The organism is Turicibacter sp. GALT-G1, assembly GCF_025594995.1.
GTDB classification, from domain to species: domain Bacteria; phylum Bacillota_I; class Bacilli_A; order MOL361; family Turicibacteraceae; genus Turicibacter; species Turicibacter bilis.
Genome location: NZ_JAMQUS010000027.1, coordinates 1 through 25,216, shown reverse-complemented (window position 1 = coordinate 25,216; position 25,216 = coordinate 1). Strand labels below are relative to the sequence as shown.

The 25,216-nt window shown below is 32.9% G+C and carries 25 protein-coding genes; 19 read left to right on the top strand and 6 right to left on the bottom strand.

Annotation, left to right across the window (positions count from 1 at the left end; all coding sequences use genetic code 11):
* Window positions 1-6 precede the first annotated feature (6 nt).
* The 7 genes from NEH74_RS05510 to NEH74_RS05480 all read left to right on the top strand — a co-directional run bounded on the left by NEH74_RS05510 (window position 7) and on the right by NEH74_RS05480 (window position 7,390).
* The gene (locus NEH74_RS05510) at window positions 7-1,503 is read left to right on the top strand and encodes a CapA family protein (protein WP_055304838.1); all 1,497 of its coding nucleotides are present in this window, start codon (window positions 7-9) and stop codon (window positions 1,501-1,503) included.
* A gap of 23 nt (window positions 1,504-1,526) precedes the next feature.
* Window positions 1,527-1,994, top strand: a complete 468-nt coding sequence (gene smpB, locus NEH74_RS05505; protein ID WP_055241956.1) for an SsrA-binding protein SmpB — start codon at window positions 1,527-1,529, stop codon at window positions 1,992-1,994.
* A 99-nt stretch (window positions 1,995-2,093) separates the two neighbouring features.
* Window positions 2,094-3,554, top strand: a complete 1,461-nt coding sequence (locus NEH74_RS05500; RefSeq protein WP_238581265.1) for a phytoene desaturase family protein — start codon at window positions 2,094-2,096, stop codon at window positions 3,552-3,554.
* 76 nt (window positions 3,555-3,630) lie between these two features.
* Window positions 3,631-4,032, top strand: a complete 402-nt coding sequence (locus NEH74_RS05495) for a hypothetical protein (RefSeq protein WP_055304842.1) — start codon at window positions 3,631-3,633, stop codon at window positions 4,030-4,032.
* Window positions 4,033-4,246: 214 nt separating this feature from the next.
* Window positions 4,247-4,771 (top strand): DUF4358 domain-containing protein, encoded by a 525-nt coding sequence (locus NEH74_RS05490; RefSeq protein ID WP_055241950.1) that lies wholly within the window; start codon window positions 4,247-4,249, stop codon window positions 4,769-4,771.
* A gap of 70 nt (window positions 4,772-4,841) precedes the next feature.
* Window positions 4,842-6,254 (top strand): MBOAT family O-acyltransferase, encoded by a 1,413-nt coding sequence (locus NEH74_RS05485; protein WP_055241948.1) that lies wholly within the window; start codon window positions 4,842-4,844, stop codon window positions 6,252-6,254.
* 14 nt (window positions 6,255-6,268) lie between these two features.
* Window positions 6,269-7,390 carry a DHHW family protein gene (locus NEH74_RS05480; RefSeq protein ID WP_055304844.1) on the top strand — a complete coding sequence of 374 codons (1,122 nt, stop codon included), beginning with the start codon at window positions 6,269-6,271 and terminating at the stop codon, window positions 7,388-7,390.
* Between the two features lie 56 nt (window positions 7,391-7,446).
* Here the strand turns inward: NEH74_RS05480 and NEH74_RS05475 are convergent, their stop codons facing one another.
* The 3 genes from NEH74_RS05475 to NEH74_RS05465 form a co-directional block, all read right to left on the bottom strand.
* Entirely contained in the window at window positions 7,447-8,265 is an 819-nt protein-coding gene (locus NEH74_RS05475; RefSeq protein ID WP_262941168.1) for an ABC transporter permease, read from the bottom strand.
* On the bottom strand, window positions 8,249-9,007 hold the full coding sequence (locus NEH74_RS05470; RefSeq protein WP_055241940.1) for an ABC transporter ATP-binding protein: 759 nt from the start codon (window positions 9,005-9,007) through the stop codon (window positions 8,249-8,251). The genes NEH74_RS05475 and NEH74_RS05470 overlap by 17 nt, the downstream gene beginning before the upstream one ends.
* A gap of 129 nt (window positions 9,008-9,136) precedes the next feature.
* The gene (locus tag NEH74_RS05465; protein WP_055304845.1) at window positions 9,137-10,162 is read right to left on the bottom strand and encodes an ABC transporter substrate-binding protein; all 1,026 of its coding nucleotides are present in this window, start codon (window positions 10,160-10,162) and stop codon (window positions 9,137-9,139) included.
* A gap of 349 nt (window positions 10,163-10,511) precedes the next feature.
* Here NEH74_RS05465 and NEH74_RS05460 point away from each other — a divergent pair, with 349 nt between their 5' ends.
* The 6 genes from NEH74_RS05460 to surE all read left to right on the top strand — a co-directional run bounded on the left by NEH74_RS05460 (window position 10,512) and on the right by surE (window position 16,497).
* Window positions 10,512-11,552 (top strand): ABC transporter ATP-binding protein, encoded by a 1,041-nt coding sequence (locus NEH74_RS05460; protein ID WP_055304847.1) that lies wholly within the window; start codon window positions 10,512-10,514, stop codon window positions 11,550-11,552.
* A gap of 9 nt (window positions 11,553-11,561) precedes the next feature.
* Window positions 11,562-12,479: a carbohydrate ABC transporter permease gene (locus NEH74_RS05455; protein WP_055276051.1), complete on the top strand. Its 918-nt coding sequence runs from the start codon at window positions 11,562-11,564 to the stop codon at window positions 12,477-12,479.
* Window positions 12,480-12,491: 12 nt separating this feature from the next.
* On the top strand, window positions 12,492-13,334 hold the full coding sequence (locus tag NEH74_RS05450) for a carbohydrate ABC transporter permease (RefSeq protein ID WP_055241931.1): 843 nt from the start codon (window positions 12,492-12,494) through the stop codon (window positions 13,332-13,334).
* A 98-nt stretch (window positions 13,335-13,432) separates the two neighbouring features.
* Entirely contained in the window at window positions 13,433-14,746 is a 1,314-nt protein-coding gene (locus tag NEH74_RS05445; RefSeq protein ID WP_055241930.1) for an ABC transporter substrate-binding protein, read from the top strand.
* An 81-nt stretch (window positions 14,747-14,827) separates the two neighbouring features.
* On the top strand, window positions 14,828-15,769 hold the full coding sequence (locus tag NEH74_RS05440) for a DHH family phosphoesterase (protein WP_055304849.1): 942 nt from the start codon (window positions 14,828-14,830) through the stop codon (window positions 15,767-15,769).
* 11 nt (window positions 15,770-15,780) lie between these two features.
* The gene (surE, locus tag NEH74_RS05435) at window positions 15,781-16,497 is read left to right on the top strand and encodes a 5'/3'-nucleotidase SurE (RefSeq protein WP_262941165.1); all 717 of its coding nucleotides are present in this window, start codon (window positions 15,781-15,783) and stop codon (window positions 16,495-16,497) included.
* Window positions 16,498-16,535: 38 nt separating this feature from the next.
* Here surE and NEH74_RS05430 read toward each other — a convergent pair whose 3' ends face one another.
* Window positions 16,536-17,753, bottom strand: a complete 1,218-nt coding sequence (locus NEH74_RS05430) for an HD domain-containing phosphohydrolase (protein WP_055304851.1) — start codon at window positions 17,751-17,753, stop codon at window positions 16,536-16,538.
* A 156-nt stretch (window positions 17,754-17,909) separates the two neighbouring features.
* On the bottom strand, window positions 17,910-19,373 hold the full coding sequence (locus tag NEH74_RS05425) for a PLP-dependent aminotransferase family protein (protein ID WP_055304853.1): 1,464 nt from the start codon (window positions 19,371-19,373) through the stop codon (window positions 17,910-17,912).
* A 141-nt stretch (window positions 19,374-19,514) separates the two neighbouring features.
* Between NEH74_RS05425 and pdxS the strand changes: the two genes are divergently transcribed.
* The 5 genes from pdxS (at window position 19,515) to NEH74_RS05400 (ending at window position 22,590) form a co-directional block, all read left to right on the top strand.
* Window positions 19,515-20,393, top strand: coding sequence for a pyridoxal 5'-phosphate synthase lyase subunit PdxS (pdxS, locus tag NEH74_RS05420; RefSeq protein WP_055304856.1), 879 nt, complete (start codon window positions 19,515-19,517; stop codon window positions 20,391-20,393).
* Between the two features lies 1 nt (window position 20,394).
* Window positions 20,395-20,976 (top strand): pyridoxal 5'-phosphate synthase glutaminase subunit PdxT, encoded by a 582-nt coding sequence (gene pdxT, locus NEH74_RS05415; protein ID WP_055304857.1) that lies wholly within the window; start codon window positions 20,395-20,397, stop codon window positions 20,974-20,976.
* A gap of 91 nt (window positions 20,977-21,067) precedes the next feature.
* On the top strand, window positions 21,068-21,475 hold the full coding sequence (locus NEH74_RS05410) for a rhodanese-like domain-containing protein (protein WP_055304859.1): 408 nt from the start codon (window positions 21,068-21,070) through the stop codon (window positions 21,473-21,475).
* A gap of 294 nt (window positions 21,476-21,769) precedes the next feature.
* Entirely contained in the window at window positions 21,770-22,057 is a 288-nt protein-coding gene (locus NEH74_RS05405) for a hypothetical protein (RefSeq protein ID WP_055241907.1), read from the top strand.
* Window positions 22,058-22,098: 41 nt separating this feature from the next.
* The gene (locus tag NEH74_RS05400; protein WP_055241905.1) at window positions 22,099-22,590 is read left to right on the top strand and encodes a hypothetical protein; all 492 of its coding nucleotides are present in this window, start codon (window positions 22,099-22,101) and stop codon (window positions 22,588-22,590) included.
* Between the two features lie 259 nt (window positions 22,591-22,849).
* On the opposite strand, the gene trhA is transcribed toward NEH74_RS05400, so the two are convergent.
* Window positions 22,850-23,497 (bottom strand): PAQR family membrane homeostasis protein TrhA, encoded by a 648-nt coding sequence (trhA, locus tag NEH74_RS05395; RefSeq protein WP_055241902.1) that lies wholly within the window; start codon window positions 23,495-23,497, stop codon window positions 22,850-22,852.
* A 377-nt stretch (window positions 23,498-23,874) separates the two neighbouring features.
* On the opposite strand from trhA, the gene NEH74_RS05390 reads away from it, so the two are divergent.
* Window positions 23,875-25,155: a serine dehydratase subunit alpha family protein gene (locus NEH74_RS05390; RefSeq protein ID WP_055304861.1), complete on the top strand. Its 1,281-nt coding sequence runs from the start codon at window positions 23,875-23,877 to the stop codon at window positions 25,153-25,155.
* Window positions 25,156-25,216: the final 61 nt, after the last annotated feature.

Here is a 25,216-nt window from a genome sequence, read left to right as displayed (position 1 = left end):
GAAGTCATGATGAAGAAACTAAAATCAATTAAGTGGCGTAATGTCATTTTGTTCTTATTCGTCATGGTTGGTTTATTGGTATTAGCTCAATCATTTGTTCTACCAGATATGATTGGATGGAATGTTGACCGTGTCAAGCACTATGAGGCAGGCAACGATATTACAATTGTTTATCAGAATGTCTACTCTGACACAGTACCATATGGTACTGTTGCCAACCAGGAAAAATGTAATAAAAACGAAGATTGTGATGTTGTTTTAATATTCTCTAAAGGAGAAGATGTTTCAAGTCAATCGGAATCTGAGATTAAAGCTTACTTAAATCAGTTAGTGGAAGAACAACTAATTAATCCTAAAGAAATTGTGTATAATGAGCCACAATATTCAAATGATGTGAATCAAGGCTATCCTATCAGTTATGATGCTAATCCTTATGAAGGTATCATTGAAATTACTTTTTCACAAGGGCCAGAAATTCACGTCTATGATGCAACAATGGTAGCAGTTGGTGATATCTTGCTTCATGACACAGTTTATAATGATTTTCGCTTAGAAGAAGATACCTTCGATTTCAGCCCGTTATTGGAAAATGTAAAACCATATATTGAGCCAGCAGATTTTGGGTTTGCCAATCAAGAAACAAATATTGGAGGTGTTGAAGTTGGATTATCTTCTTATCCTAATTTTAACAGTCCTTATGAAATTGCAAGAGATTTAATTAATGTTGGATTCAATATGTTTGCTCGTGCTAATAATCATACGTTAGATAAAGGGGAATCTGGAGTTTTAGCTGCCGAGAAAAATTGGGAAATGTTCGAGGGAATTATTACGGCTGGATCAACTGATTCTAAAGAAAAACGTGATCAGATTTCTGTCATTGAAAAGAACGGAATTAAATTAGCTTTATTGGCCTATTCTTATGGATTTAATGGTTATCGTGTCCCAGACGATAAATCTTATTTAGCGAATGAGTTTGATTATGAACAAGCTGCGATTGATATTGAAAAAGCAAAAAGTGTCTCTGATGTGATTGTCGTTTCGATGCATTGGGGAGTGGAATATTCAAATACTCCAAGTGAAGCACAAATTGAACAAGCTCAATGGCTAGCCGATCAAGGTGTTCATGTGATTATCGGAAGCCATCCTCATGTGTTACAACCGATGGATCGTTTAATTGGGAAAGATGGAAATGAAACAGTTGTTGCTTATTCATTAGGTAATTTTATTTCAGGTCAGGTTGGACTTGAACGCCTAGTAGGTGGTATCATGAAGATTGATATTAACAAAACAACAATTGGTGATGGGGTCGAAATTGAAATAGGTCAACCTCAGTTTATGCCGACTTATAATTATGCTGAAGCTTCAACTAAAGGTTATCGATTAGTACCATTGATTGACTCTGCACAAGCTGAGTATTTTGAATCTATCAAAGCGTTAATGGAGACTTACTCACCAAATGTCGATGTTGTTGACTATATTACTTATGGTGAATTAGAAAAATAAAGTTTTTAAAAGGTGGTGAAGAGATGCCAAAAGGTGTGGGATCAACAATTGCTCAAAATAAAAAAGCTGGGCATGATTATTTCATCGAAGATACCTTTGAAGCGGGATTAGTTCTTCAGGGAACAGAGATTAAGTCAATTCGCGCGGGGAAAGTTAATTTACGTGATTCATTCGTTCGAATTGAGCGTAATGAGGCTTTTGTTCACAATATGCATATTTCTCATTATGAGCAAGGAAATAGATTTAATCACGATCCACTTCGTACAAGAAAGTTATTACTTCATAAACGTGAAATTGCTCGTTTAATTGGAGTTCAAAAAATGGGAGGATACTCTTTAATCCCATTAAAGTTATACATTAAAGATGGTTATGCGAAGCTATTATTCGGGATTGCTAAAGGTAAGAAAAATTATGATAAGCGCCAAGATTTAAAAGCAAAAGATGCTAATCGTCAAATTGAAAAAGCATTACGTGATCGTCAAAAATATTAATTTTAAAAAGGTAATACATTGGATTCCGATGTATTACCTTTTTTGCTTAGGGATATATTAATGGGTGTTTGTTGCTAATAAAAATAGGATGTGATTTTAATGAAGGAAAAAGTCATTATTATTGGGGCAGGGATTGGAGGATTAGCCACTGCTTTGAGATTATTAAATGCTGGATATGAAGTAGTTATATATGAAAAAGAAGATAAGGTAGGAGGAAGAGTTAATCGTATTCAGGAAAAGGGATATACATTTGATTTAACCGCCACGATTTCTATGATGCCTCAAGAGTTTTATTTGCTTTTTGAAGAGTTAGGATTGAGATTAGAAGACTATATAGAAATAAGCTATCCTAAATCGCTATATTATACCTTTTTTAAAGATGGAACCTATTATGATTTTTCTACTGATTTAATTAAATTAAATAGGCAATTAGAATCTATTTCTACTAAAGATGCAGTAGGCTATTTTCAATTAATGAGTGATATTTATGAGAAATATCAACTTGCTAATCAAGCGTTTTTAAGTCAATCGTGTGATCAAGCTTCATCATTTTTTACATTTAAACATTTAAAAGAAATTTTTAAGTTAGAACCATTGAGTAATGTTTATGATTATGTTTCTAAATTTATTAAGGATGAAAAATTAAAAGAGTATATCTGCTTTCAAACAATGTATATTGGAATGTCGCCCTATGATTGTTCAAGTATTTATACTTTATTACCAGGTGTGTCACAATTTTATGGATTACCGCATTTAAAGGGAGGGATGTATCGTCTTGTGGAAGTCATGGAGCAACTGATTAAAGAGTGGGGAGGAATTATTCATACGAATTCACTTGTTGAAAGTTTAGTAATTGAAGATAAATGTGTTTTGGGTATACAGTTATCTGATCGAATTGATAAAGGAGATTATATTATTGCCAATGCACAGGTACCTTATGTGATGCATGAATTACAGTCAATTATACGTCCAAAAGAATATCATTTATCATGTTCTGCTTTTATCTTATACTTAGGACTTAAACAAAAGCTTCCCATGTTAAATATTCATAATATTTATATTAATCAAGCATTTAAAGAAAATATCCAATCTGCTTTTGATGGAAAGTTACCAAAAGAATCCTCTTTTTATTTTTATGTTCCAAGTCGTATGGATGAAGGGATGGCTCCAACTAATGGTGAGGTGATTAATGTTATTATTCGAGTGCCTAACTTAAAGGCACAAAATGTTGAGTGGAATGAGCAGACTATCTTGTTATTAAAAGAACAAATTTATAAAGCTTTAGCTCAGGTAACAAAGATTGAACATTTTAACGAGTTAGTAGAAGTAGAAAAATACTTAACCCCAGTAGATTTAGCCACACACTTTAATTGTTATGAAGGGATTGCATTTGGATTGAGTCATGATTTAACCCAAACGAATTACTTTAGACCCCACCATCAAAGTGATGATTTAAAGCGATTATATTTTGTAGGTGATTGTACACATCCCGGAACTGGAATTTCCCTCGTTTTAAAATCTGCAAGACAACTTTCTAAACAAATATGTAAGCATATCTGAAAATCATCGAACATATACTTTTTGAGGTAGTGCCTATGATTGATTGTGCATCGTCAGAAATTAAGGGGGGGATAATATGTTAAAAACTGAAACACTTAACATTATCGAATTTAATAATGGTCAGCTAAAAAAGCCAGTTTTAATTAGATATACTATTGTCATTAATTCGAATGAATCACAACCTTATGATGAAGATGCCTTGAAATTAATTGGTTTCCTTAAAAGCTTACCGGAACAGTTTGAAACAATTGAGCTATATTATGAGGTTGCTGATGCTAAAATTACACATCTAGTTCGCCAAAGAATTACTGTGAAAGTTAATGGTGAATTATATTCGACTTATGTCTTGGATGATGATTTAGATTTATTTTTTAATCTATTAAGGCTTTTTAAAAATTATGAATATTATGTCGATGGGGATGAACAAAGTGTTAGCCCTATTAGGTTAGCCCAGGCTTTAAAGACCTATCAAATTTAATAATCTCATCAGGAAGAGACTCTAATTGTTCATGAAGGAGTCTCTTTTATACTTCATATTTTTAACATAGCTAGAAGTTTTAAGTTATTATTTAATCATAAATTTAATTATTTTATGAAATTATGGAACAATATACATAAGACAGTCGTCTAATTTAATGTAAACGAAGAGAAGTACCTAAGTAAAAACGAACTAAATAATGGAGGAAGTTAAAATGAAGAAGATTAAATTATTAATGATGACTTTATTAATTACAGTTTTAGCTGTTGGATGTAGTAAAGGTTCAGAACAAGGTGGAGAAACAGGTGAAACGTCACCAAAACAAATCATAACAAAAATTCAAGAAACATTATCAAAAGCTTATGATACACCTTTAGAAGATGGGGTATTATCTGGATATCATTTAACTGACATGACAAATGAAGAAGAAATGTTAATGTATGAAGGAATTTTTAATTCAGAAGATATTAAGTCAGGATATATTTTACAGCCTATGATGAATGTTAAGTCTGAATTAATCATTGTTGCAGAAGCTAAAGATGCTGAGTCAGTTGAAAATATTAAGGCTTCATATGAAAAAGTTTTATCAGATCAAGATGCAATGTGGTCTCGTTATTTACCAGATCAATATGAGTTAGTAAAAGCAAATAAGATTCAAACTCAAGGAAATTATGTGTTATACGTAACAAGTGAACAAGTGGAAGAAATTGTTAAAGTTTTCGAAGAGCAAGTAAAATAATAAATAAAGAAAAGTAGATTGGGTTTTGCTCAATCTTCTTTTTATATAATAGGAGAGGAGATGAGAATCATTGGTTTTTAGTAGTTTAGTTTTCTTATTTGTTTTTTTACCTTTAACATTAGTCTTATACTTTATTGTTCCACGTAACTGTCGTAATTTTATTTTATTAATAGTGAGCCTCATCTTTTATGCTTGGGGAGAACCTATCTATATTTTATTAATGTTATTTTCTACGGTGGTGGACTTTATTCATGGATTATTGGTTGAATATTATGCTGATCAACCAAAGAAAGCAAAGCGGGTTGTTTTATCATCAGTATTTATTAACTTAGGATTGCTTATGTTTTTTAAATACTCAGGCTTTATTATTTCTAATATTAATCAATTATTAGGGGCACAGTTTAATATTCCTTCTATTGCTCTACCAATTGGAATTTCCTTTTATACATTTCAGACAATGTCGTATACTATCGATATTTTTAGAAAGGATGCACCAGCGCAGCGAAATATTATTAGCTTAGGCGCCTATGTGACTATGTTTCCACAGTTAATTGCAGGACCGATTGTTCGATATCAGACTGTTGCCGATCAATTAAACAATCGAGTAGAGACTCAAGCCCGATTTGCTGATGGGGTTCAACGATTTATCATTGGACTTGGAAAGAAGGTTTTGTTAGCAAATAATATTGGTTTGTTGTGGGATCAAATTTCATCAACAGAGACCTCAAATCTTTCAGTTTTAACGTCGTGGCTTGGTGTGATTGCCTTTGGACTTCAAATTTATTTCGATTTTAGTGGCTATTCAGATATGGCTATTGGACTTGGAAAGATGTTTGGATTTGAACTGTTAGAAAATTTTAATTATCCGTATATTTCACAAAGTATTACTGAGTTTTGGCGTCGTTGGCATATTTCCCTTGGTACATGGTTTAGAGATTATGTTTATATCCCATTAGGTGGAAATCGAAAAGGGAAATGTCGCACTTATTTTAATGTCTTTGTTGTTTGGTTTTTAACTGGATTATGGCATGGCGCAAGTTGGAATTTTGTTTTATGGGGACTTTACTTTGGTGTGATCATTACGCTTGAAAAAGCCTTTTTAATGAAGTGGTTAAATCAGTTTCCAACAATCATCCGACATATTTATACGTTATTTTTATTACTTGTCGGTTGGGGGTTATTTGCATTTGATAACTTTACACACTTAAAAGCCTATTTTAAGGTCATGTTTAGCCTAGAAGATGTCGCACTGTATAATCAAATGACTCTTCACTATTTAACTTCAAATGCAATTTTATTGCTTATTTTAGTTATTGCTTCAACCCCATTATTAAAAGTGATTTATCATAAATTAATTCAATCTAAATATTCCCTCATTATTGAATTAATTATTATTCCAGTGGCGTGTCTCTTAATTTTAACTCTTTCCACAGCATATTTAGTAGATTCATCGTATAATCCATTTTTATATTTTAGGTTTTAAAGGAGGTAGGTGAGATGGAAGCTATAAAAAATAAAGTTATGATTAGCATATTTTTAATCTTTATTTTTGGTTTATCAATCGCAAACGTGGTTGATAAAGATCGTGAGATTTCTGAAACTGAAAATCGCCCACTTCAACAGTTCCCACAGTTTTCTTTTGAAAGTTTATTATCGGGAAGCTATACACAGAAGTTTGATAAGTATATGACTGATCAATTTGTCATGAAGGATGAGTGGGTTGGACTAAAGTCTGATATGGAACGTTTATTACAAAAGGGTGAGAATAATGGGGTTTACTTTGGGAAGGATGGTTATTTATTAGAAGTTTTTAAGCAGGAGGGTTCATACTTTGAAAAGAATTTACAAGCGATTAATATCTTTCATGATAAGATGCCTAACTTAAACACAACGGCTCTTTTAGTTCCTACTGCTGTGAAAATATATGAGGATAAGCTTCCGTTATTTGCCCCAACGTTTGATCAAGCTAGGATGTTAGAAACCGCAAAAAATGAGTTAACCATTGACTTTATGAATGCATATAATGTGTTAAATGAGCATAGAAATGAGTATATCTATTATAAAACTGATCATCATTGGACCACCCTAGGTGCTTATTATGTGTATCAACAACTCATGAATGAGTGGGGAATGACCCCTTATTTAGATTATCGAGTTGAAACAGTATCAACTGAGTTTTACGGAACATATTACTCAAAAGCTAATAATCATCATTTAAAACCGGATGCAATTCAGCTTTATATTCCAAACGATGAAGTTGAGTTCTCGGTTACTTGGGATGCTCAAAATGAAGCTTTGGATGGATTGTACAATTATGATTACTTAAACCAAAAAGATAAGTATTCAATGTTTATCAATGGCAATCATCCATTGACTATTGTAAAAAGTAGTATGAAAAATGGAAAGAAACTCATTGTTTTTAAAGATTCATATGCTCACAACTTTGTTCCATTTCTAGCGATGAACTTTGAAGAAATCCATCTTATTGATTTAAGATACTTTAATATGAATCCATACGAGTATATTCGTGAACATGATTTTGATCGTGCCTTGTTTTTATATAACTTATCAACATTCGGAACGGATTCTACTGTTGTTAAATTAAAAGCCTTTAACTAGTGATTTTAAGTTCGTTAATTAAAAGGGTGATTCTCTATACTGAATCACCCTTTTAATTATTTTTTAGCACTTTGTTTTTTTCTTAAATAGTTTTCTAGCATACTAACACCTTGGTACATAATGAGTGTAAAGATAGCTAAAACGAATACTCCCATCATAACGATATCAAGTTTGAAGACTTGTCCACCATAAACAATTAAGTAACCAATTCCGGCACGTGAGGCAATAAATTCCCCAACAATCACCCCAACCCAAGTCATCCCAATGTTAATTTTAAGAAGATTAATCATATTGATTCCGTTAGCAGGAAGAACGAGTTTAGTGAGAATTTGCCACTTGTTTGCACCAAAACTTTTCATTAGTCTGATCTTTTCTTCGTCAACAGTTGTAAAGTAATTATAAGCAGACATAATGGTAACTGTAATTGAAGTAATTACGGCAATCACAACAATCCCTTTTACACTGGCCCCAACCCAAACAATTAGAATAGGAGCAAGAGCAGTTTTAGGAAGAGCGTTTAAGACAACGAGAAATGGATCAAGAACCTTTGCTAATTTGTCAGACCACCAGAGACAAATGGCAATAAATAGTCCACCAAGTGTCCCTATTATTAATCCAACGAGTGTTTCATATAATGAGATTCCTAAGTGTCTAAAGATTTCTCCATTCTCGATATACTTAATTAGTAAGTTCCAAATAGCTGATGGTTTACTAAAAAAGAAGTCATCGATAAATCCGTAGCTCGCTAAAAGCTCCCATAAGATTAAAAAACCAATACAAAATAAGATTTGAAGCAAGTGAATGTGCCACGCTTCTTTTTTTATTCCTTTTAAATAATTAAGATATCCAGGAGATCCTTTAAATTCTTTCTTCATCATTTTGCAACTCCTTCCAGAACAAGTCGAAGTAATCTTTAAATTCAGGAGCTAATCTTGCTGTTAAAGGTGTTTTATCCCCTTCAAGGGTTAAAGTAATTTTGTGGACGCTTTGTATCGTTGTTGGACGATGACTTAGAACAGCAACTGTATCGGCTAAAGAAATGGCTTCTGAAATATCATGTGTCACTAAGATTGCTGTTTTATTTTCATTTTTAATAATTTTATAAATATCATCGGTCACAATTAGACGTGTCTGATAATCCAGACCAGAAAATGACTCATCTAACAGTAGGATATCTGGATTTAACGCAAGTGTCCGAATTAAAGCAACCCGCTGCTTCATTCCTCCCGAAAGTTCTCTTGGAAAGTTGTTTCTAAAATCCCATAAGTCATAAATCTCTAATAGTCGTTTAATTTCTTCCTGTGCTTCATTGGTTAATTTATGTTGAATTTCAAGTCCTAATGTGATGTTTTTCATGATAGTCCGCCATTCGAATAAATGATCCTTTTGAAACATATATCCGATTTTTTTTCCATGAGTATCAACTGAACCTTGAGTTGGTTCAAGTAAACCAGAAATGATATTTAAGATCGTTGATTTCCCGCATCCTGAAGGTCCAAGTAAAACTAAGATTTCTCCTTCTTCCACAGAGAAATTAATATCTTTAAGAATTTGTCGTTCTTCATCTAATGAATAAAAATCCTTATACACATGATTCATATCCAATATCGTTGACATATAAAGCCACCTCCATTTTGCGTATATGTCATACTATATAATATTAATCTACTAAGAAACTGTACCTAATGCCGGTAAAATAAAAAGATTTAGCTCTGTATAGTAAGAACCAAATCTTTTACTAAATTATTATTTTATGTTGGCAATAGCATTTTCAGCGTAGCTCGTATCCACGATTGCTTCATAAGGTGCACGATTATCTAATTGTCCTGCAAGTTGCATAATGTCCATTAAGTTATTAAGACTCTCTTCTGCTAAAACAGGATCCTCAGCCCAAGCGTCAATTGAACGATAACGTTCAACTACAGTGACCAAATCTTTTAGTTCCATATCAGGGAAAAATTCATGAATTGATTCGGCGATTTCTTCACTTGTATGAGAGGCTACCCATTGTTGACCTTTATAAATAGCGTTAGTAAAAGCCTGGATTGTGTCGCTGTTTGCCTCGATATAAGACGTAGTTGCACTATAGCAAGTGTAAGGAATGTTATCAGTTTGTTCACCGATTGAAGCAACGATATAACCTTTACCTTGTTGCTCCATTGTTGTAGCTAATGGTTCAAATAAAGTAACGTATTCAGCATCAAGACCTGTAAATGCACCTGCCATAGCATCAAATGAAATATCTGTACGAACATTGACTTCTGCCGTTTCATCATCCGGACGTGCATCAAGACCGTTTGCTTTAAGCACATATTCAAGTGTCATTTCGGGAACGCCACCTTTACGTCCACCGATAATTTCAGAACCGGATAAATCACTAAATTTAAAATCAGGATTTGGATTTTTGGAAACTAGGAAACTACCGTCTCGTTGAGTCACTTGAGCAAAGTTAATCGGTTGATCTTTTCCGCCTTCATTATAAACATAAATAGTAGCTTCAGGCCCCATAAATCCAACTTGTACTTCACCAGAAATTAGAGCTGCCATTGCTTTATCTGCCCCGCCAGCATTGATTAATTCAATTTCAAGTCCTTCTTCTTCGAAGAATCCTTCGCTAATAGCGACATAATGTGGAGCATAGAAAACAGAATGAGTGACTTCGGCTACTTTTATTTTTGTTAATTCTTCCGATGATTGCTGACACCCAACTAGAACACCAGTGAATAAAAACACTAAACTAAAAAATGTAAACAAGCGTTTAAAACTTTTCATAGGAAACCTCCTTATCGCCGAATTATTAATTCTCGGTCTAAGATATCCTATTACTTTTAGGCGAAAGTGTGAGTCTTGAAAAAGAGTTAATAAAATTTTTTGCTAACCTCATAATAATCGAGATATTGGACATAATTGTAAGAGAAAGTGGTATTAGTTAACAGAATTCGACAGGAGTTGATGAATATCTTAATTTTTCACCGGAATTTCATTGACTTAAACTAACATTATTCTTTAGAATACTAAATGAATGCAAAAAAATCTATCATGCAAAAAAAACAATAAAATTTTAAACGTATCCCTATAAAATGAGTCGTAAAAGGATGCATAATTTTTGGAGGTTAGTTCGATGGAAGTAAGATTAGAGGGCATTACGAAAAGCTTTGGCGATTTTACAGCAGTTAACAATTTGAATGTTACAATTGAAGATGGTACACTGGCAGGACTTTTAGGACCATCTGGGTGTGGGAAATCTACAACACTTTATATGATCGCGGGATTAGAAAAACCAACAAGTGGTCGTATTTATTTTGGTGATGAAGATGTTACAGATTTACCAGCTGAAAAACGTGGAATTGGTTTAGTATTCCAAAACTATGCTTTATATCCACACATGACAGTACGTCAAAATATTATGTTCCCATTAGAGAATGCCAAAGTTCCTAAAGCTGAAGCATTAAAGATTGCACAGGAAATGGCTGATTTAGTACAAATCGGACATTTAATGGATCGTAAGCCAGGAGAGTTATCTGGTGGACAACAACAACGTGTTGCTATTGCTCGTGCTATTGCAAAAAAACCACGCGTTTTACTATTAGATGAGCCATTATCTAACTTAGATGCTCGCTTACGTTTAGAAACACGTGAAGAAATTCGTCGTATCCAACAAGAAACAGGAATCACGACTATCTTCGTAACACACGATCAAGAAGAAGCAATGAGTATTACAGATGCCATTGTTTTAATGAAAGATGGAGTATTACAGCAAAAAGAAGCTCCACAAGAAATGTATCGTAAACCAGCTAACCAATTCGTGGCATCGTTTATGGGAACACCACCTATGGGATTCATGAATGGAAAAGTTGAAAATGGAAAGGTATTCATTGGATCGTCAATCTTAGGAGACGCTGAAGTAGCTAATGGAGATGTAGTTGTCGGAGTTCGTCCAGAATCATGGCGCCTATCACAAGAAGAAGGAATTAATGCAACAGTGAAAATGGTAGAAGTTATTGGACGCGATAAGTTAATGACAGTTGACATCGAGGGACAAAGTGTCCGTTGCTTAATTGATTCTGATAATGAAGTTAATGTTTCAGATGTTGTAAAATTAACTGTGAAACCACAAGCAATCCATGTATTTGATACAACTTCAGGTCATCGTTTAGGGTAGGTGGAAATTATGAAAAATAAAACCAATCTATCAAATGCGACTAAAACTACGATTAAACAAAATTTCTTAGGGTATTTATATTTATTACCAACTTTAGTCATTACTTTGATTTTCGTAGTTTATCCATTAATAATGTCATTCCGTATGGGATTCTATGAAAAATATAACTATTATACAGATGAAGGAACTGGATTCGGATTATCAACCTTCAAGTTTGTATTATCTGATCCAAACTTCCAAAAAGCATTATTGAATACTTTTTTAATTGTTGTTATTGCCGTACCAGTATCAATGGTTATTGCATTGGCTATTGCTTTATTATTAAATTCTGGGATTAAGGCAAGTAAGTTCTTCCAAGCGATTTATTTCTTACCTTATGTCACATCAGTAATTGCAATTGGGATTGTATGGAGTTGGCTATTCCATAGTGATTTTGGTTATATTAATCAATTTTTAAGTATGTTTGGTATAGAGCCTATTCAATGGCTAAATGATCCAAACATGGCGATTTGGGCATTAATTATCTTTAATATTTGGAGTGGACTAGCATTTAAAATCGTTATTTTCCTATCAGGTTTACAAAATATCGATCCACAATATTATAAAGCGGCTCAAATCGATGGGACACCAAAATGGAAAGTGTTCACTCGTATTACCTTACCTTTATTATCACCAACAGTATTCTTCTTAACGATTACATCAGTTATCGGAAGTTTTAAAGTTTACAATGAAGTATTCGCTTTATTCGGTGGGAAGCCAGGACCTGCTAACAGCTGTATGACCGTTGTATATTACATTTATGACATGTTCTACGGATCATCTCAAGTTCATAAAGCAGCCGCTGCATCTATCATCTTATTTGTGATTATTTTAATTATCACAGGAATTCAGATGTTAGTAAGTAAAAAATTAGTTCATTATAAATAGGGAGTGTGCTCAATGGAAAGTAATACAAAAAAGGTTACATCAGTATGGGCTAAAGTGTTAATTTACGTTGCGCTATCACTTGGAGCAATTATTATGCTTTTCCCATTTATTTTCATGATTTTAACGTCTTTAAAAACTTATTCAGAATCAATCGCTGTGCCACCAAAGTTATTACCAAATGTGGCTCAGTTTGAAAACTATAAAATAGCAATGGAGATGGCTCCATTTGATATTTATTTCAAAAATACAGTTATTTCAGCTGTTGGAAATACAGTTTTAACATTATTTGTTACGATCTTTGCAGCTTTTGCATTTACTCGTTATAAATTCTATGGAAGTAATACAATCTTTACGTTATTGTTAGCAACAATGATGGTACCAGGTGAAATGTTAATTATTCAAAACTATCAAACGGTATCAGCTTTTGGATGGATTGATACGTTCCAAGGATTAATTATTCCTTATATTGCAAATGTCTTTTATATCTTCTTATTGAGACAATATTTTATGCAAATTCCGGAACAGCTATATAAAGCAGCGAAGATTGATGGATGTAGTGATTGGAAATACTTATGGAAAATCATGATTCCAAATACCATTAGTGCGATTGTAACAATTGCAATTTTAAACTTCATTGCAAGTTGGAATGCATTCTTATGGCCATTATTAATTACAAATAATGATAAAATGCGTGTCTTAACTATTGGATTAACTCACTTTACGAATGAATCTGGTTCACAAGTTCATTTACAAATGGCAGCAGCGACAATTATCATTATTCCAGTTGTCATCATTTATTTATTCTTACAGAAATATATCATTAGTGGAGTTACTCGTGGAGGATTAAAAGGGTAATGATATGCTAAGAAAAAAATAGCTAATAGCGGGTATTAAAGGAAATAATCCTTTTATACATACATAATTCAATGCTAATTGAATAGGAGGACTAAAAAGTGAAGAAATTAATGACATCTTTATCACTTGTTGCTGGTGTAACAACATTAGCAGCTTGTTCAAGTGATAAAAAAGAACAGGCACCATCATCAACTGAGATTGTAACAACAATTGAAAGTCCTGTAACAATCGAATTTTGGCATGCTATGGCAGGAACAAATCAAGAAGCTGTTGATGCGTTAGTAAATCAGTTCAATACAACAATTGGGGCTGATAAAGGAATTACTGTTAAACCTGTATATCAAGGTCAATACACAGATTTAAAAACGAAAACAACAGCTGCTTTAAAATCAGGTTCAGCTCCAGCTATTGCTCAAGCATATCCTGACTGGGTTGCTGAGTATTTACAATCAGGAAATGTAGTAGAATTAGATCCTTATATCTTAAATGAAGAAGTTGGAATTAATGATTTTGATGATATCATTAAATCTTATCGTGATGAAAATAGCCAATATGAAGGTGGAAAGTTCTACTCTTTACCATTCAATAAATCAACAGAAGTTCTATACTACAATAAAACATTCTTTGATCAAAATAACTTAACAGTACCAACAACTTGGGATGAGGTAGAAGAAGTTTCTGCTAAAATCAAAGAATTAACTGGAAAAACTGCATTTGGTATTGATGCACCAGCAAACTACTTCATTACAATGGTACAACAATTCGGTGGACAGTATACAAACTCTAATGGAGACATCTTATTCGCTGAAGATGGAGCTAAATACGCGATTGAAGCTTTAGAGTTATTAAAACGTAATGCTGATGCTGGTTACTGGCGTTTACCAGGTGAAGATAAATATCTTTCAGGACCATTCATGAGTGAATTGCTTTATATGTACACTGGATCATCTGCTGGATACTCACATATTGCAACAGCTGACTTTGAAGTTGGTATTGCTCCAATTCCTCAAATCTCTAAAGAAACAGGTGCGGTTATCCAACAAGGTACAAATGTTGTTGTTTTCAATCAAAATAAATCACAAGAAGAGGTTTATGCAGCATATGAGTTTGCTAAATTCTTATCTTCATATGAAGGAAACTTAGCATTTGCAACAGCAACTTCTTATTTACCAATTCGTGAATCAGTTATTGCTTCTGATGCATATCAAAAATACGTAGCTGAATCTAATGATCAAACAAAAGTAGTTGGACCAGAACAAGCTGATTATTACTTCTATGATCCTTCATTCTTCAAAGATACATATTCTTCATACAATGTTCGTACAGCAGCTGAAAAAGCTGTTGAAGCGGTTGTATTAAGTGGAGTATCTCCAGAACAAGCGATTCAAGAAGCTGTTAACTCTTTGAAATAATTACTATTTTTAATGCACAAAATAGAGGTGGACTTCTACCTCTATTTTTCTTTATAATTTAAAATAAGGAGGATTAAAACTATGACAATTCAACAACAAATTATTAAGAAAATTGAAGAATTTGATACAATTATTATTCATCGTCATGTTATTCCTGATGGAGATGCATATGGTTCATCATTTGGATTAGCGGAATTAATTCGCACAAGTTTTCCAGAAAAAAAGGTATATGTAGTTGGTGAAGAATTAGATTACCTAAAATATGTAGGGACAACAGATAAGATTGAAGATTCAGTTTATGAGGGTTCATTAGTTATTATTACTGATACATCAAATGCAGCACGCATTTCAGATGTACGTTGGAAGTTAGGAGCATTTAAGATTAAGATTGACCATCATCCATTCTCAGATGAATATGCAGATATTGAATGGATTGATACATCATATACATCAACTTGTGAGATGATTACAAGCTTATTAATTGAAAATAATTTAGAAATTAATGATAATGGGGCACGTTGCCTATTTAATGGAATTGTTTCGGATACAGGGCGCTTCTTATTCCGTGGAGTAAGTGAGCAAACTTTACGTTATGCAGCACAACTATTAAAATATGATTTTGATATGATTGACTTATATTCAAATATGTACACACAATCTAAGTCGATGATACGTTTTAAAGGGTATGCTTTATTAAACTTTGAAGAAACAGATAAGGGTGTTGGTTATCTTAAATTAACAGATGAAAAATTAAGAGAACTTAATATAGATGAAAATTCAGCTTCTTCACAAGTTAATACACTAGCGAATATTGAGGGAATAAAAATTTGGGCATTCTTTGTAGAAGATAAAGAAAATAATGATATTCGAGTAAATTTACGTTCGAGTGGAGCTGCTGTAAATGAGGTTGCAAAAAAATATGGTGGAGGTGGCCATGTTCAAGCCGCTGGTGCTCGTGTAAATAGTTGGGATATGATTGATCAAATGATTCAAGACTTAGATGAATTGGCAAAAAAACATTAAGGAATGATAAAATGAAGATTTTAATTACAAATGATGATGGTATTAAAGCTCCAGGAATTCATACATTAGCACAAATTGCTTCTAATTATGGTGAGGTTTATATTGTAGCTCCACATACTAATAATAGTGCTGTTGGTCATGGAATCACAATGCGTCGCCCATTAAAGTCTTATCCTGATTCGATTAAAGGAGCTACTTTAGCGATTGGTGTAGATGGTACGCCTGCTGATTGTGTAAAGTATGCTTTAGCACATTTAAAAATAAATCCTGATTTAATTTTATCAGGAATTAATGATGAGCGAAATGTGGGGACAGATGTTTTATATTCTGGAACGGTCTCAGGTGCTATTGAAGCTAATTTATGTGGTTATCCTGCCATGGCAATTTCAACAACTAACTCAAATTTTGATATTGTGAAGTCATATTTTCCAGCCATTTTTGAAAAGTTATTATCACAAACATTATTAACAGATACGACAATTAATATTAATTTTCCCTCATTAGAAGAACCTAAAGGGATCAAAGTTGCAACTGTTGGTATTAGTCGTTATGATGAGTGTTATGTCGAAGAACAAGGAGGACATCGTTTATCAGGTCCATTAATCGATATTGATCAACCAGAAGAGACTGATGTTAAATCGATTAAGAATGGTTATATTACGATTACACCATTAAAATTTAAATTATATGATGACGATAAAATTTTTGAATTAAGTAAGTTATTTTAATAAAAAAATTCCCGGGAAATAATTCTCCGGGAATTTTTTTATGGGGACATCTTTGTAACGATGCTCATATACTCATTTTTGAATTTGTGATATGGATTCGACAGAGATGAGAGATATTGACAAAAATCGTCATATTTATCAATTACAAGATCGACTAACGATTGATCAATCTTTGATTGAGCTGCTAATTCAGATAATATATTAATAATTTTATCCTTTGGGAAGCTTTCTTTATAACTTCTAGCGGCCATTAATGCTCCCATAATATCAGCAACAATAATAATTCTAGCTGGAATAGATAGTTGGTCTTTTTTTAAACCAAAAGGATAGCCTGTCCCATCTAATTTTTCATGATGATAAGACGCATATTCTTGAACGTCTCGGCTTCCTAAATTTTCTAAAATTTCGTACGTAATAGTAACGTGTTCTCGCATAATCTCCATTTCTTCATTAGTTAACTTTCCTGGTTTCTCGAGAATATTAATTGGTGTAGAAATCTTTCCAATATCATGAAGCATTGCTGCTAATGAAATTTTTTGAACCATACTATGATTATAATTCATCTTTTGGGCTAAAAAATTTGAAATAGCTGATACCATAATCGTATGTAAGACCGTACACTCACTACGTAAATCAATCGTATAACTAATCATAGATAAATATTTAATGGCATTTTCGGGTGATTGAATTGACTTAGCAAAAAAATTACGAAGCAATTGTTTAAAATAACCTGTTTGAATATTGTCTATTAAGTTTTCCTTTCGATTAATTTCGTGAAATTCTGAAATGAATTGACTATCGATTTCTGTATTTAGTGAGAGAAAGAAATCTTCAATTTGCCAGCTATAATTAAAGAAAATACTCATTCGATCGATAAAATAAAGAAGGGATGTTTCAGGTTTATATGGAGATTCGTAGCTCTCGTAATCTGAATGATGATATAAAATTATATCAGATAAATGCGAGATGGGGGAAAAATGTTTAATGAATAATGCTCCATAAATAGCATGATCATATGAAGGTGAATCAATATTTAGAAATTTATCAAAATCTTTGGTTTTATAAGAACCAATGTCATGAAGTAAAGCAATGGTAACTAGATCATATAATTCTTTTTTAGAATAAGTCCCTCTATTATCTAGTAATCGCCAATATAAATAGGCTACTTGAGACGGGTGATCATCTATTCTAGCATCTAGGTAGGAAAAACATTTTTGACAGATTAACATAATATTTTCAAGTGTAATTTGATTCATAACTATACCTCATAGTGTTTTTCTTATATATTAACACGAAACGAATGAGATATGTTGATGATAAATCCAATTATTGTAATAAAAGTATCTGTTTTTTGTTATTACAATAATTTAATGTGTTGTCAATAAAGAAAAGTGTCATCACTTTATAAGAAATTATATTAGAGGAAGAATTGTCATCTTTTTAGGTAAATTGAATGAATCAAGAATCTGCTCCAAGATAGATATTCCTTGCACAATCTGTTCTTCACTACAGGCAGCAAAACTTAAACGAATATACTGTTCGGTTGAAGTGTCTTGACTAGCGTTGAAAATAGAGCCTGGCATAATTAATAAAGATTGCCTTTGACAGGCTTTACAAAAATCTTTTGATTGAATATAAGAAGGTAATTTGATCCAAAAATGTAAGCCACCATTTGGTTCTAAAAAACTAATCCCATATTTTTTTAATGAATTTAAACCGTTTAACATAAGTGTATATTTTCTTTTGTAAATTGCTTTCATTTGTTCAATGTGTTGATCCCAATCTCCCTCGCGTAAATATAAATCAACAGTTCTCTGAATTAAACCAGATGATGAAATGTCCGTATGATGTTTAGCATTCATAATCAATGTGGATAATTGAGGTGGAACTGCGATAAATCCAATTCGAAGGCCGGGCATCATGAGTTTAGAAAAGCTTTTAATATAAACTACTCGATGATAAGTATCAAGTGATATAAAGTTGGGTTTAGCTATAGATGAATCATAGCAGATTTCAGCCATTGAATCATCTTCAACAATATAGAAATCATATTGTTCAGCTAGTTTAATAATTCGTCTAAGCTTTTCTTGAGAGTAGGAAATAGTCGATGGATTTTGAAACTTACTCATCAGGTAGAGTAATTTAGGATGATGTGTTTGAAGAAGGTGTTCCAGTTCTTCAAGATTTAATCCATCCTGTTCAAGAGAGACTTCTTTGATTAGAACACCTCGTGATTTAAAAGCAGCAAGGGCTCCTGTATAGGTTGGATTTTCAACGATAATAGTATCACCAGAATTTAATAACACTTTCCCGATGATATCAATTCCTTGTTGCGCTCCAGATACAATCTGAATATATTCAGGAGCAATATTAATCATATGATGGCGTTTCATGTAATGACTTAAGCTTTCTCGTAATGGTTCATATCCATTACTTTCATGATACCCAAAGGCATAACCTTGATCACGATCTAAAACAATATTTAAATAATTTTTAAAAGCAGTAATAGGGAAGATACTTGGATCTGGGGTGGCGCTTGCAAAGTTAATTTCATTTGCACGTAAATGAATCTGTTGCTGAGTCATTTGTTTCATTGGTATATCTAGAACATGAGTTGAAGTTTTGGGTGCTTTTTCAATGATGAAGTAGCCACTTCCCTTTTTAGCCTGAACTAGACCGTTCGTTTCTAACTGTTTATAGGCAGAGACGATCGTAACTGTATTAACGCCTAAGTGAGAAGCCAGTTTTCTAATTGAAGGGAGTGGAGTATTGGCAACTAGTTGTTTTTGATGAATCATTTGAGTTATTTGATTAGCTAATTGCATATACATTGGATTAGCATTATTTTTATCTAAGTGTATCGGTACAGGGAACATTGTTATCATTCCTTTTTATTTTATATTGACACTAATAGGATAAAATTGGTATAAATTAAGTGAACTATCTAACGTTATTCGAAATTGTTTCGATACAGTTATTATAGGAGATAGTAAACATAATGTAAAGGGGTTTGAAAAATGAATGATCGTTATCAATTAAATAAAAACTTGGCTCAGATGTTAAAGGGTGGAGTTATCATGGATGTTGTAAATGTTGAAGAAGCAAAAATTGCTGAGGCAGCAGGAGCAGTAGCTGTTATGGCTTTAGAACGTGTTCCATCTGATATTCGTAAACAAGGTGGAGTTGCACGAATGTCAGATCCTAAAATGATTCGTGAAATTCAGGAAGCAGTTAGTATTCCTGTTATGGCGAAAGTACGTATTGGCCATTTGGTTGAGGCGCAAATTTTAGAAGCGTTAGAAATTGACTATATTGATGAAAGTGAAGTTTTAACACCAGCAGATGATGAATTCCATATTGATAAAACTGAATTTGATGTTCCATTTGTTTGTGGAGCTAAAAACTTAGGAGAAGCATTACGACGTATTGGGGAAGGTGCGTCAATGATTCGTACAAAAGGTGAGGCTGGGACAGGAAATGTTGTTGAAGCGGTTCGTCATATGCGTACAATGAATAAAGAAATTCGTGAAATTCAAGCAGCTAGTAAGCAAGAATTAATGACTATTGCTAAAAATATGGGGACACCATATGATTTAGTTTGCTACGTTCATGAACATGGAAAGTTACCAGTTGTAAACTTTGCAGCGGGAGGAATCGCGACACCTGCCGATGCAGCATTAATGATGCAATTAGGATGTGACGGTGTCTTTGTAGGGTCTGGGATTTTTAAATCTGATAATCCACAAAAACGTGCAGAGGCAATTGTGAAAGCAACAACCTACTATAATGATCCTAAAGTGATTGCAGAGGTTTCAGAAGGTTTAGGAGAAGCAATGAGTGGAATTGATGTTCGTCAATTACCAGAACATGAGCAATATGCAAAACGAGGATGGTAAGATGATAAAGGTAGGAGTATTAGCAATTCAAGGGGCTGTTGCTGAGCATCTCGAGTTATTAAATCAAATCCCAGATGTATGTGCTCAGGAAGTTAAATACCTTGATGAACTTAATGAAATCGATGGCTTAATTATTCCAGGTGGAGAAAGTACGGCTATTGGACGGTTATTAAGAGATTTTAACTTATTACAACCATTAAAGGAGCGAATACTAAATGGAATGCCTGTGTGGGGAACATGTGCGGGAATGATTTTATTGGCTAAATCTTTAGAAAATGACCCGACCGTTCATCTTGGAGTCATGGATATTACTGTTGAGCGAAACGCGTATGGAAGACAATTAGGAAGCTTTACAACAGAAGTTGAGATAGAAAAGATTTCTTCGAATAAAATCCCTTTAGTTTTTATTCGAGCGCCATATGTTACTCAGGTAAAATCTGATGTTGACATTTTATTAGAAGTCAATGATCATATTGTAGCTTGTCAACAAAAGCAAATGTTAGCAACTTCATTTCATCCAGAGTTAACAAAAGATACAAGTTTTCATCGCTATTTTATAAATATGATTAAGCAAAAAGCCTAGAGAAATAATCTTTAGGCTTTTTTAGATTGGAGAATAGATTTGAAAGATAACTAAATACTAATAATATCTATAAAGAAAGTAAGTGACAAATATGAGACAATTTGTTGGGAAGCTTGCGTTTTGTTTAGTTTTTATTTTTTTAATGATATTAGCTATTTTAGAACATGAAGCGATTCAACCGGTTATGAGTCAGGCTGTTTCAGAATTTCCTTCAATCCAGTATATTTCTCAAAAAGAGGCTGAACAGTTAATTACTAAGACAAAAGGGATTGTCATTATTGATGTTAGAAATAATACGGAATACATTCAATCTCATTTAGAAAATGCAGTTAATATTCCAATGCGAGAACTTAATGAGCACCTTCCTGAATTGGAAAAGTATAAAGATAAACCTATTGTTATTTATTGTGATAAAGGTTATCGTAGTAAAACTGTAGCCATTCAATTAGAAGCTTTAGGCTTTAAAAGGTTATATGTTATAGAGGATGGTATTGGATAAAAGTATCTCTTTGTTTAAAGAAGGGATTGAAGAGGTAATTCTTATCGAATTTAAAAGACTAAAAAAACCTGAGAAAATAGGCCACTTTGGTGTTTTTTACTCAGGTTTTTTTATGTTTTTATGATTTTTAAGATGAAAACTTAATGGTATACTCTTTGGCATCATCCTCTATGTAAGAGGTGCTTTTTTTAGGTTTTAACTTTTTAAATAAAATAAGAAAATAACCCTAACAAAATTTGAAGTTATTAATATATTATACTGTAAGCTCAAAGGAAAAGGAAAGGAGGCGGTGAAATGGAAAGATGGAATTCTTATAATGTAGAAAATAATGTGAACGAAATCAAAACATTTGATCCTTCCGTTCAAACATTTGAGCCTACTCAGAATGAATTACTAGAAGTCAAACATTCTGACTCTATAAGATGTGACATTCCAGTTATCGTAACAAGAGTTGAACATCATTATTACTATCATCAGTATATTTACAAACCAATCAAACAAAGAGAGGTACATTATTATCATCATGGTCAACGGCAAATGAAAAATCTTTGTCAGAAAGGTCAATTTATTGATGAGCAATAATCGCAGAAAATATATTATTGACATTAAAGGAGACATAAATTATGAAACAATATGGTTATTCACGTTGCATGGATAAAGAAGAAAAATGGTATCCAGAAGAAAAAGAAGATAGATACTTCGAAAAAGACGATGACTACTTCGATAAAAAAGAAAAATGTTTTGATAAAAAAGAAAAATGCTTTGACAAAGAAGATGACTACTTCGAAGAAGAAAAATGTCAATGCAAAAAACAACGTCGTGAAAAAGAATGCGAACGCAAAGAAAGATGCAAAGTTGTTGTTGAACCAACTGTTTATTGCAAAGAAGAAAAATCTTTCCGTCATTGTGTAAAACACATTGTACCAGTTGTTTGCAAAGAAGTTGAAAATCATCATTTTGATCATGAATATGTAATTGAGAAAAAAGTTATTAAAGAAAAAAATCGTTATGATCATGGTCGTCGCAATGAAGACTGGTGTAAACTTGCTGGATGTGGATGTGGCCGTGAACGTGAACGCGAATACGATCGTAAAGACGATTGTGATTGCGAATAATCTGCTCTCTTATTCAATTTAAGACTGGACCGACTCGGTTCAGTCTTTTCTTTTGTTTAATTAAAAAGTCATTCATTTGGTTTGATTAATATATAAGCAAGGATCAATTTTTTCCATTGTGAAAAATTGGTTGGTTTTATTGTGAGACTGTGTAAATTTTTTAATTCTGATGTGGTAAATGGAAGCTATTCATCTGTTTCTATATAGATAGTATTAAATTTATCTTCCTAATAAAAAAAGCAAATGGAATCCCCATTTGCTAGATAACATATAGATAAATGCAAAGGAAATGATAGAGACTACCGAGCAAGATGAAAATATGAAAAATCTCGTGGAAACCTAAATGCTTAAAAGTAAGACATTTTGGTTTAATGGCATAGATGATTCCGCCAATCGTATATAGAACGCCTCCAATAATTAAGAGGAATAGGCCAGGACCACTTAATGAAGTAAGCAGCGGCTTAAATACAAATACAGCTAGCCATCCCATAACAATATAGATAGATGTGGATAGTGTACGAGGACAATTAAACCAAGCAAGCTTGAAAATAATCCCACAAATCGCAATTAAAGTGACAATACTGAATAGAATCCATCCTGATTTCCCATTCAATGCAATTAAGCAAAAAGGAGTATATGAACCAGCAATTAAAACAAAGATCATACTGTGGTCAAGCCTTTGTAAAAAGTTAATGACTGTATCTGAAGAGATGACCATATGATAAGTAGCTGATGTTGCATAAAGTAAAATCATACTAACCCCAAAAATGGTAACCGCGATTAATCCAATAACGGTTGGATTATCCAATGCGACCTTAACAATCATCGCAATTAAGGCGATCAAAGATAAAATAGCTCCTGCTAAATGGGTCAATCCATTAATTGGCTCCCTAATGAAATTGTTCATAACTAATCCTCCAAACTGTATTATATAGTATTTCAAACTAGATAATGAGATATTAAAATTATATGCCTAACTTAAAGGGGTGTCAACAATCTTTCGTATGAAATATTTAAAGAGAAGTAATTGATTTATTAATTGTTCATTTCATAATCTCATAGGCAAAAGAATGACCGATGAAAAGGGAAATATTAATCATAATTTTTACAAAGAATCAAAGTATTATAAGCAAAAAATGTGAATACATTTATTTGGAAAAATAGTACCGTTTTTAGCGAAAGTCCTGTGATTTATAAGTGGAGAATAAAAGGATAATTTGATAAAATGGGGGAGTAGGGTAGACTTTTAGACATAATACCTAATAGGTAGGAGTGGAGGATTCTATGGCCGTAACAAAGGAAACTTATCAAGCATATTTTACAATTTTAAAAGAAGAATTAGTTCCTGCTTTAGGTTGTACAGAGCCGATTGCAATTGCTTATGCCAGTGCAAAAGCAAGAGAAATTTTAGGTGATTTCCCAGAGCAGATTATTATTGAATGTAGTGGGAATATAATTAAAAATGCTAGATCAGTTGTCGTACCAAATACCGGAAACTTAACAGGGATTGAAGCAAGTGCCATTACCGGCGCAGTTGCTGGAGATTCATCAAAAGGATTAGAAGTTATTGAAAATGTTAATGAAGAACAAATTAAACAAGTTGCATCACTATTAGAAGCTAAGTTATGTAAAGTTAAATTAATTGAAAATGATGCAAATTTACATATTATTGTAAAGATGATAAACGGCGATCAGTCGTCATTAGTTGAGTTAATTCATACGCATACTAATATTAGTCGTTTAGAGAAAAATGGAGAAGTCTTACTAGAAAAATCTTTTAATAAAGAAGATTTTAATTCTGCCTTAGCTGACCGTTCCGTTTTAAATATTGCAGATATTTTAGAATTTGCGCAAACCGTTGATTTAACAGACCTAAAGGATATGTTAGAACAACAAATTAACTATAATTTAACGATTGCTGAAGAAGGATTAAAAAATCAATATGGTGTCAATGTGGGTCAAATGATTTTAGATTGCTACGGTGATGACGTCAAATCTAAAATGAAAGCTTATGCGGCAGCGGGATCAGATGCTCGTATGTGTGGATGTAGTTTACCAGTTATGACGACATCAGGAAGTGGAAATCAAGGAATGACAGCTTCCTTACCAACAATCATTTATGCTAAGGATAAAGGATTAACAGAGGATGAGATGTATCGTGCATTAATTTTAGCGAGTTTAGTAACCATTCATCAAAAAACATTTATTGGTCGTTTATCCGCCTATTGTGGCGCTGTAAGTGCAGCTTGTGGAAGTGGCGCGGCTTTAACATACATGAAAGGTGGAACACTTGAACAAATCGAAAATACGATTACAAATACATTAGCGAATATCGCAGGAATTGTTTGTGATGGGGCTAAGGCTTCATGCGCAGCTAAAATTGCCTCAAGTTTAGATGCTGCAATTATGGGCCATTATTTAGCAATGCGTGGGGTTGCTTTTGATGAGAAATGTGGAATGGTTCAATCAACAATTGAACAAACCATTGAAGCATATGGACGTTTAGGACGAGAAGGAATGAAACAAACGGATATTGAAGTATTAAATATCATGCTAGAAAAATAAATAAGAAAAGGACACTAAATAATAAGTTTAGTGTCCTTTTGTGTGCGCCCGGCATGGGTAT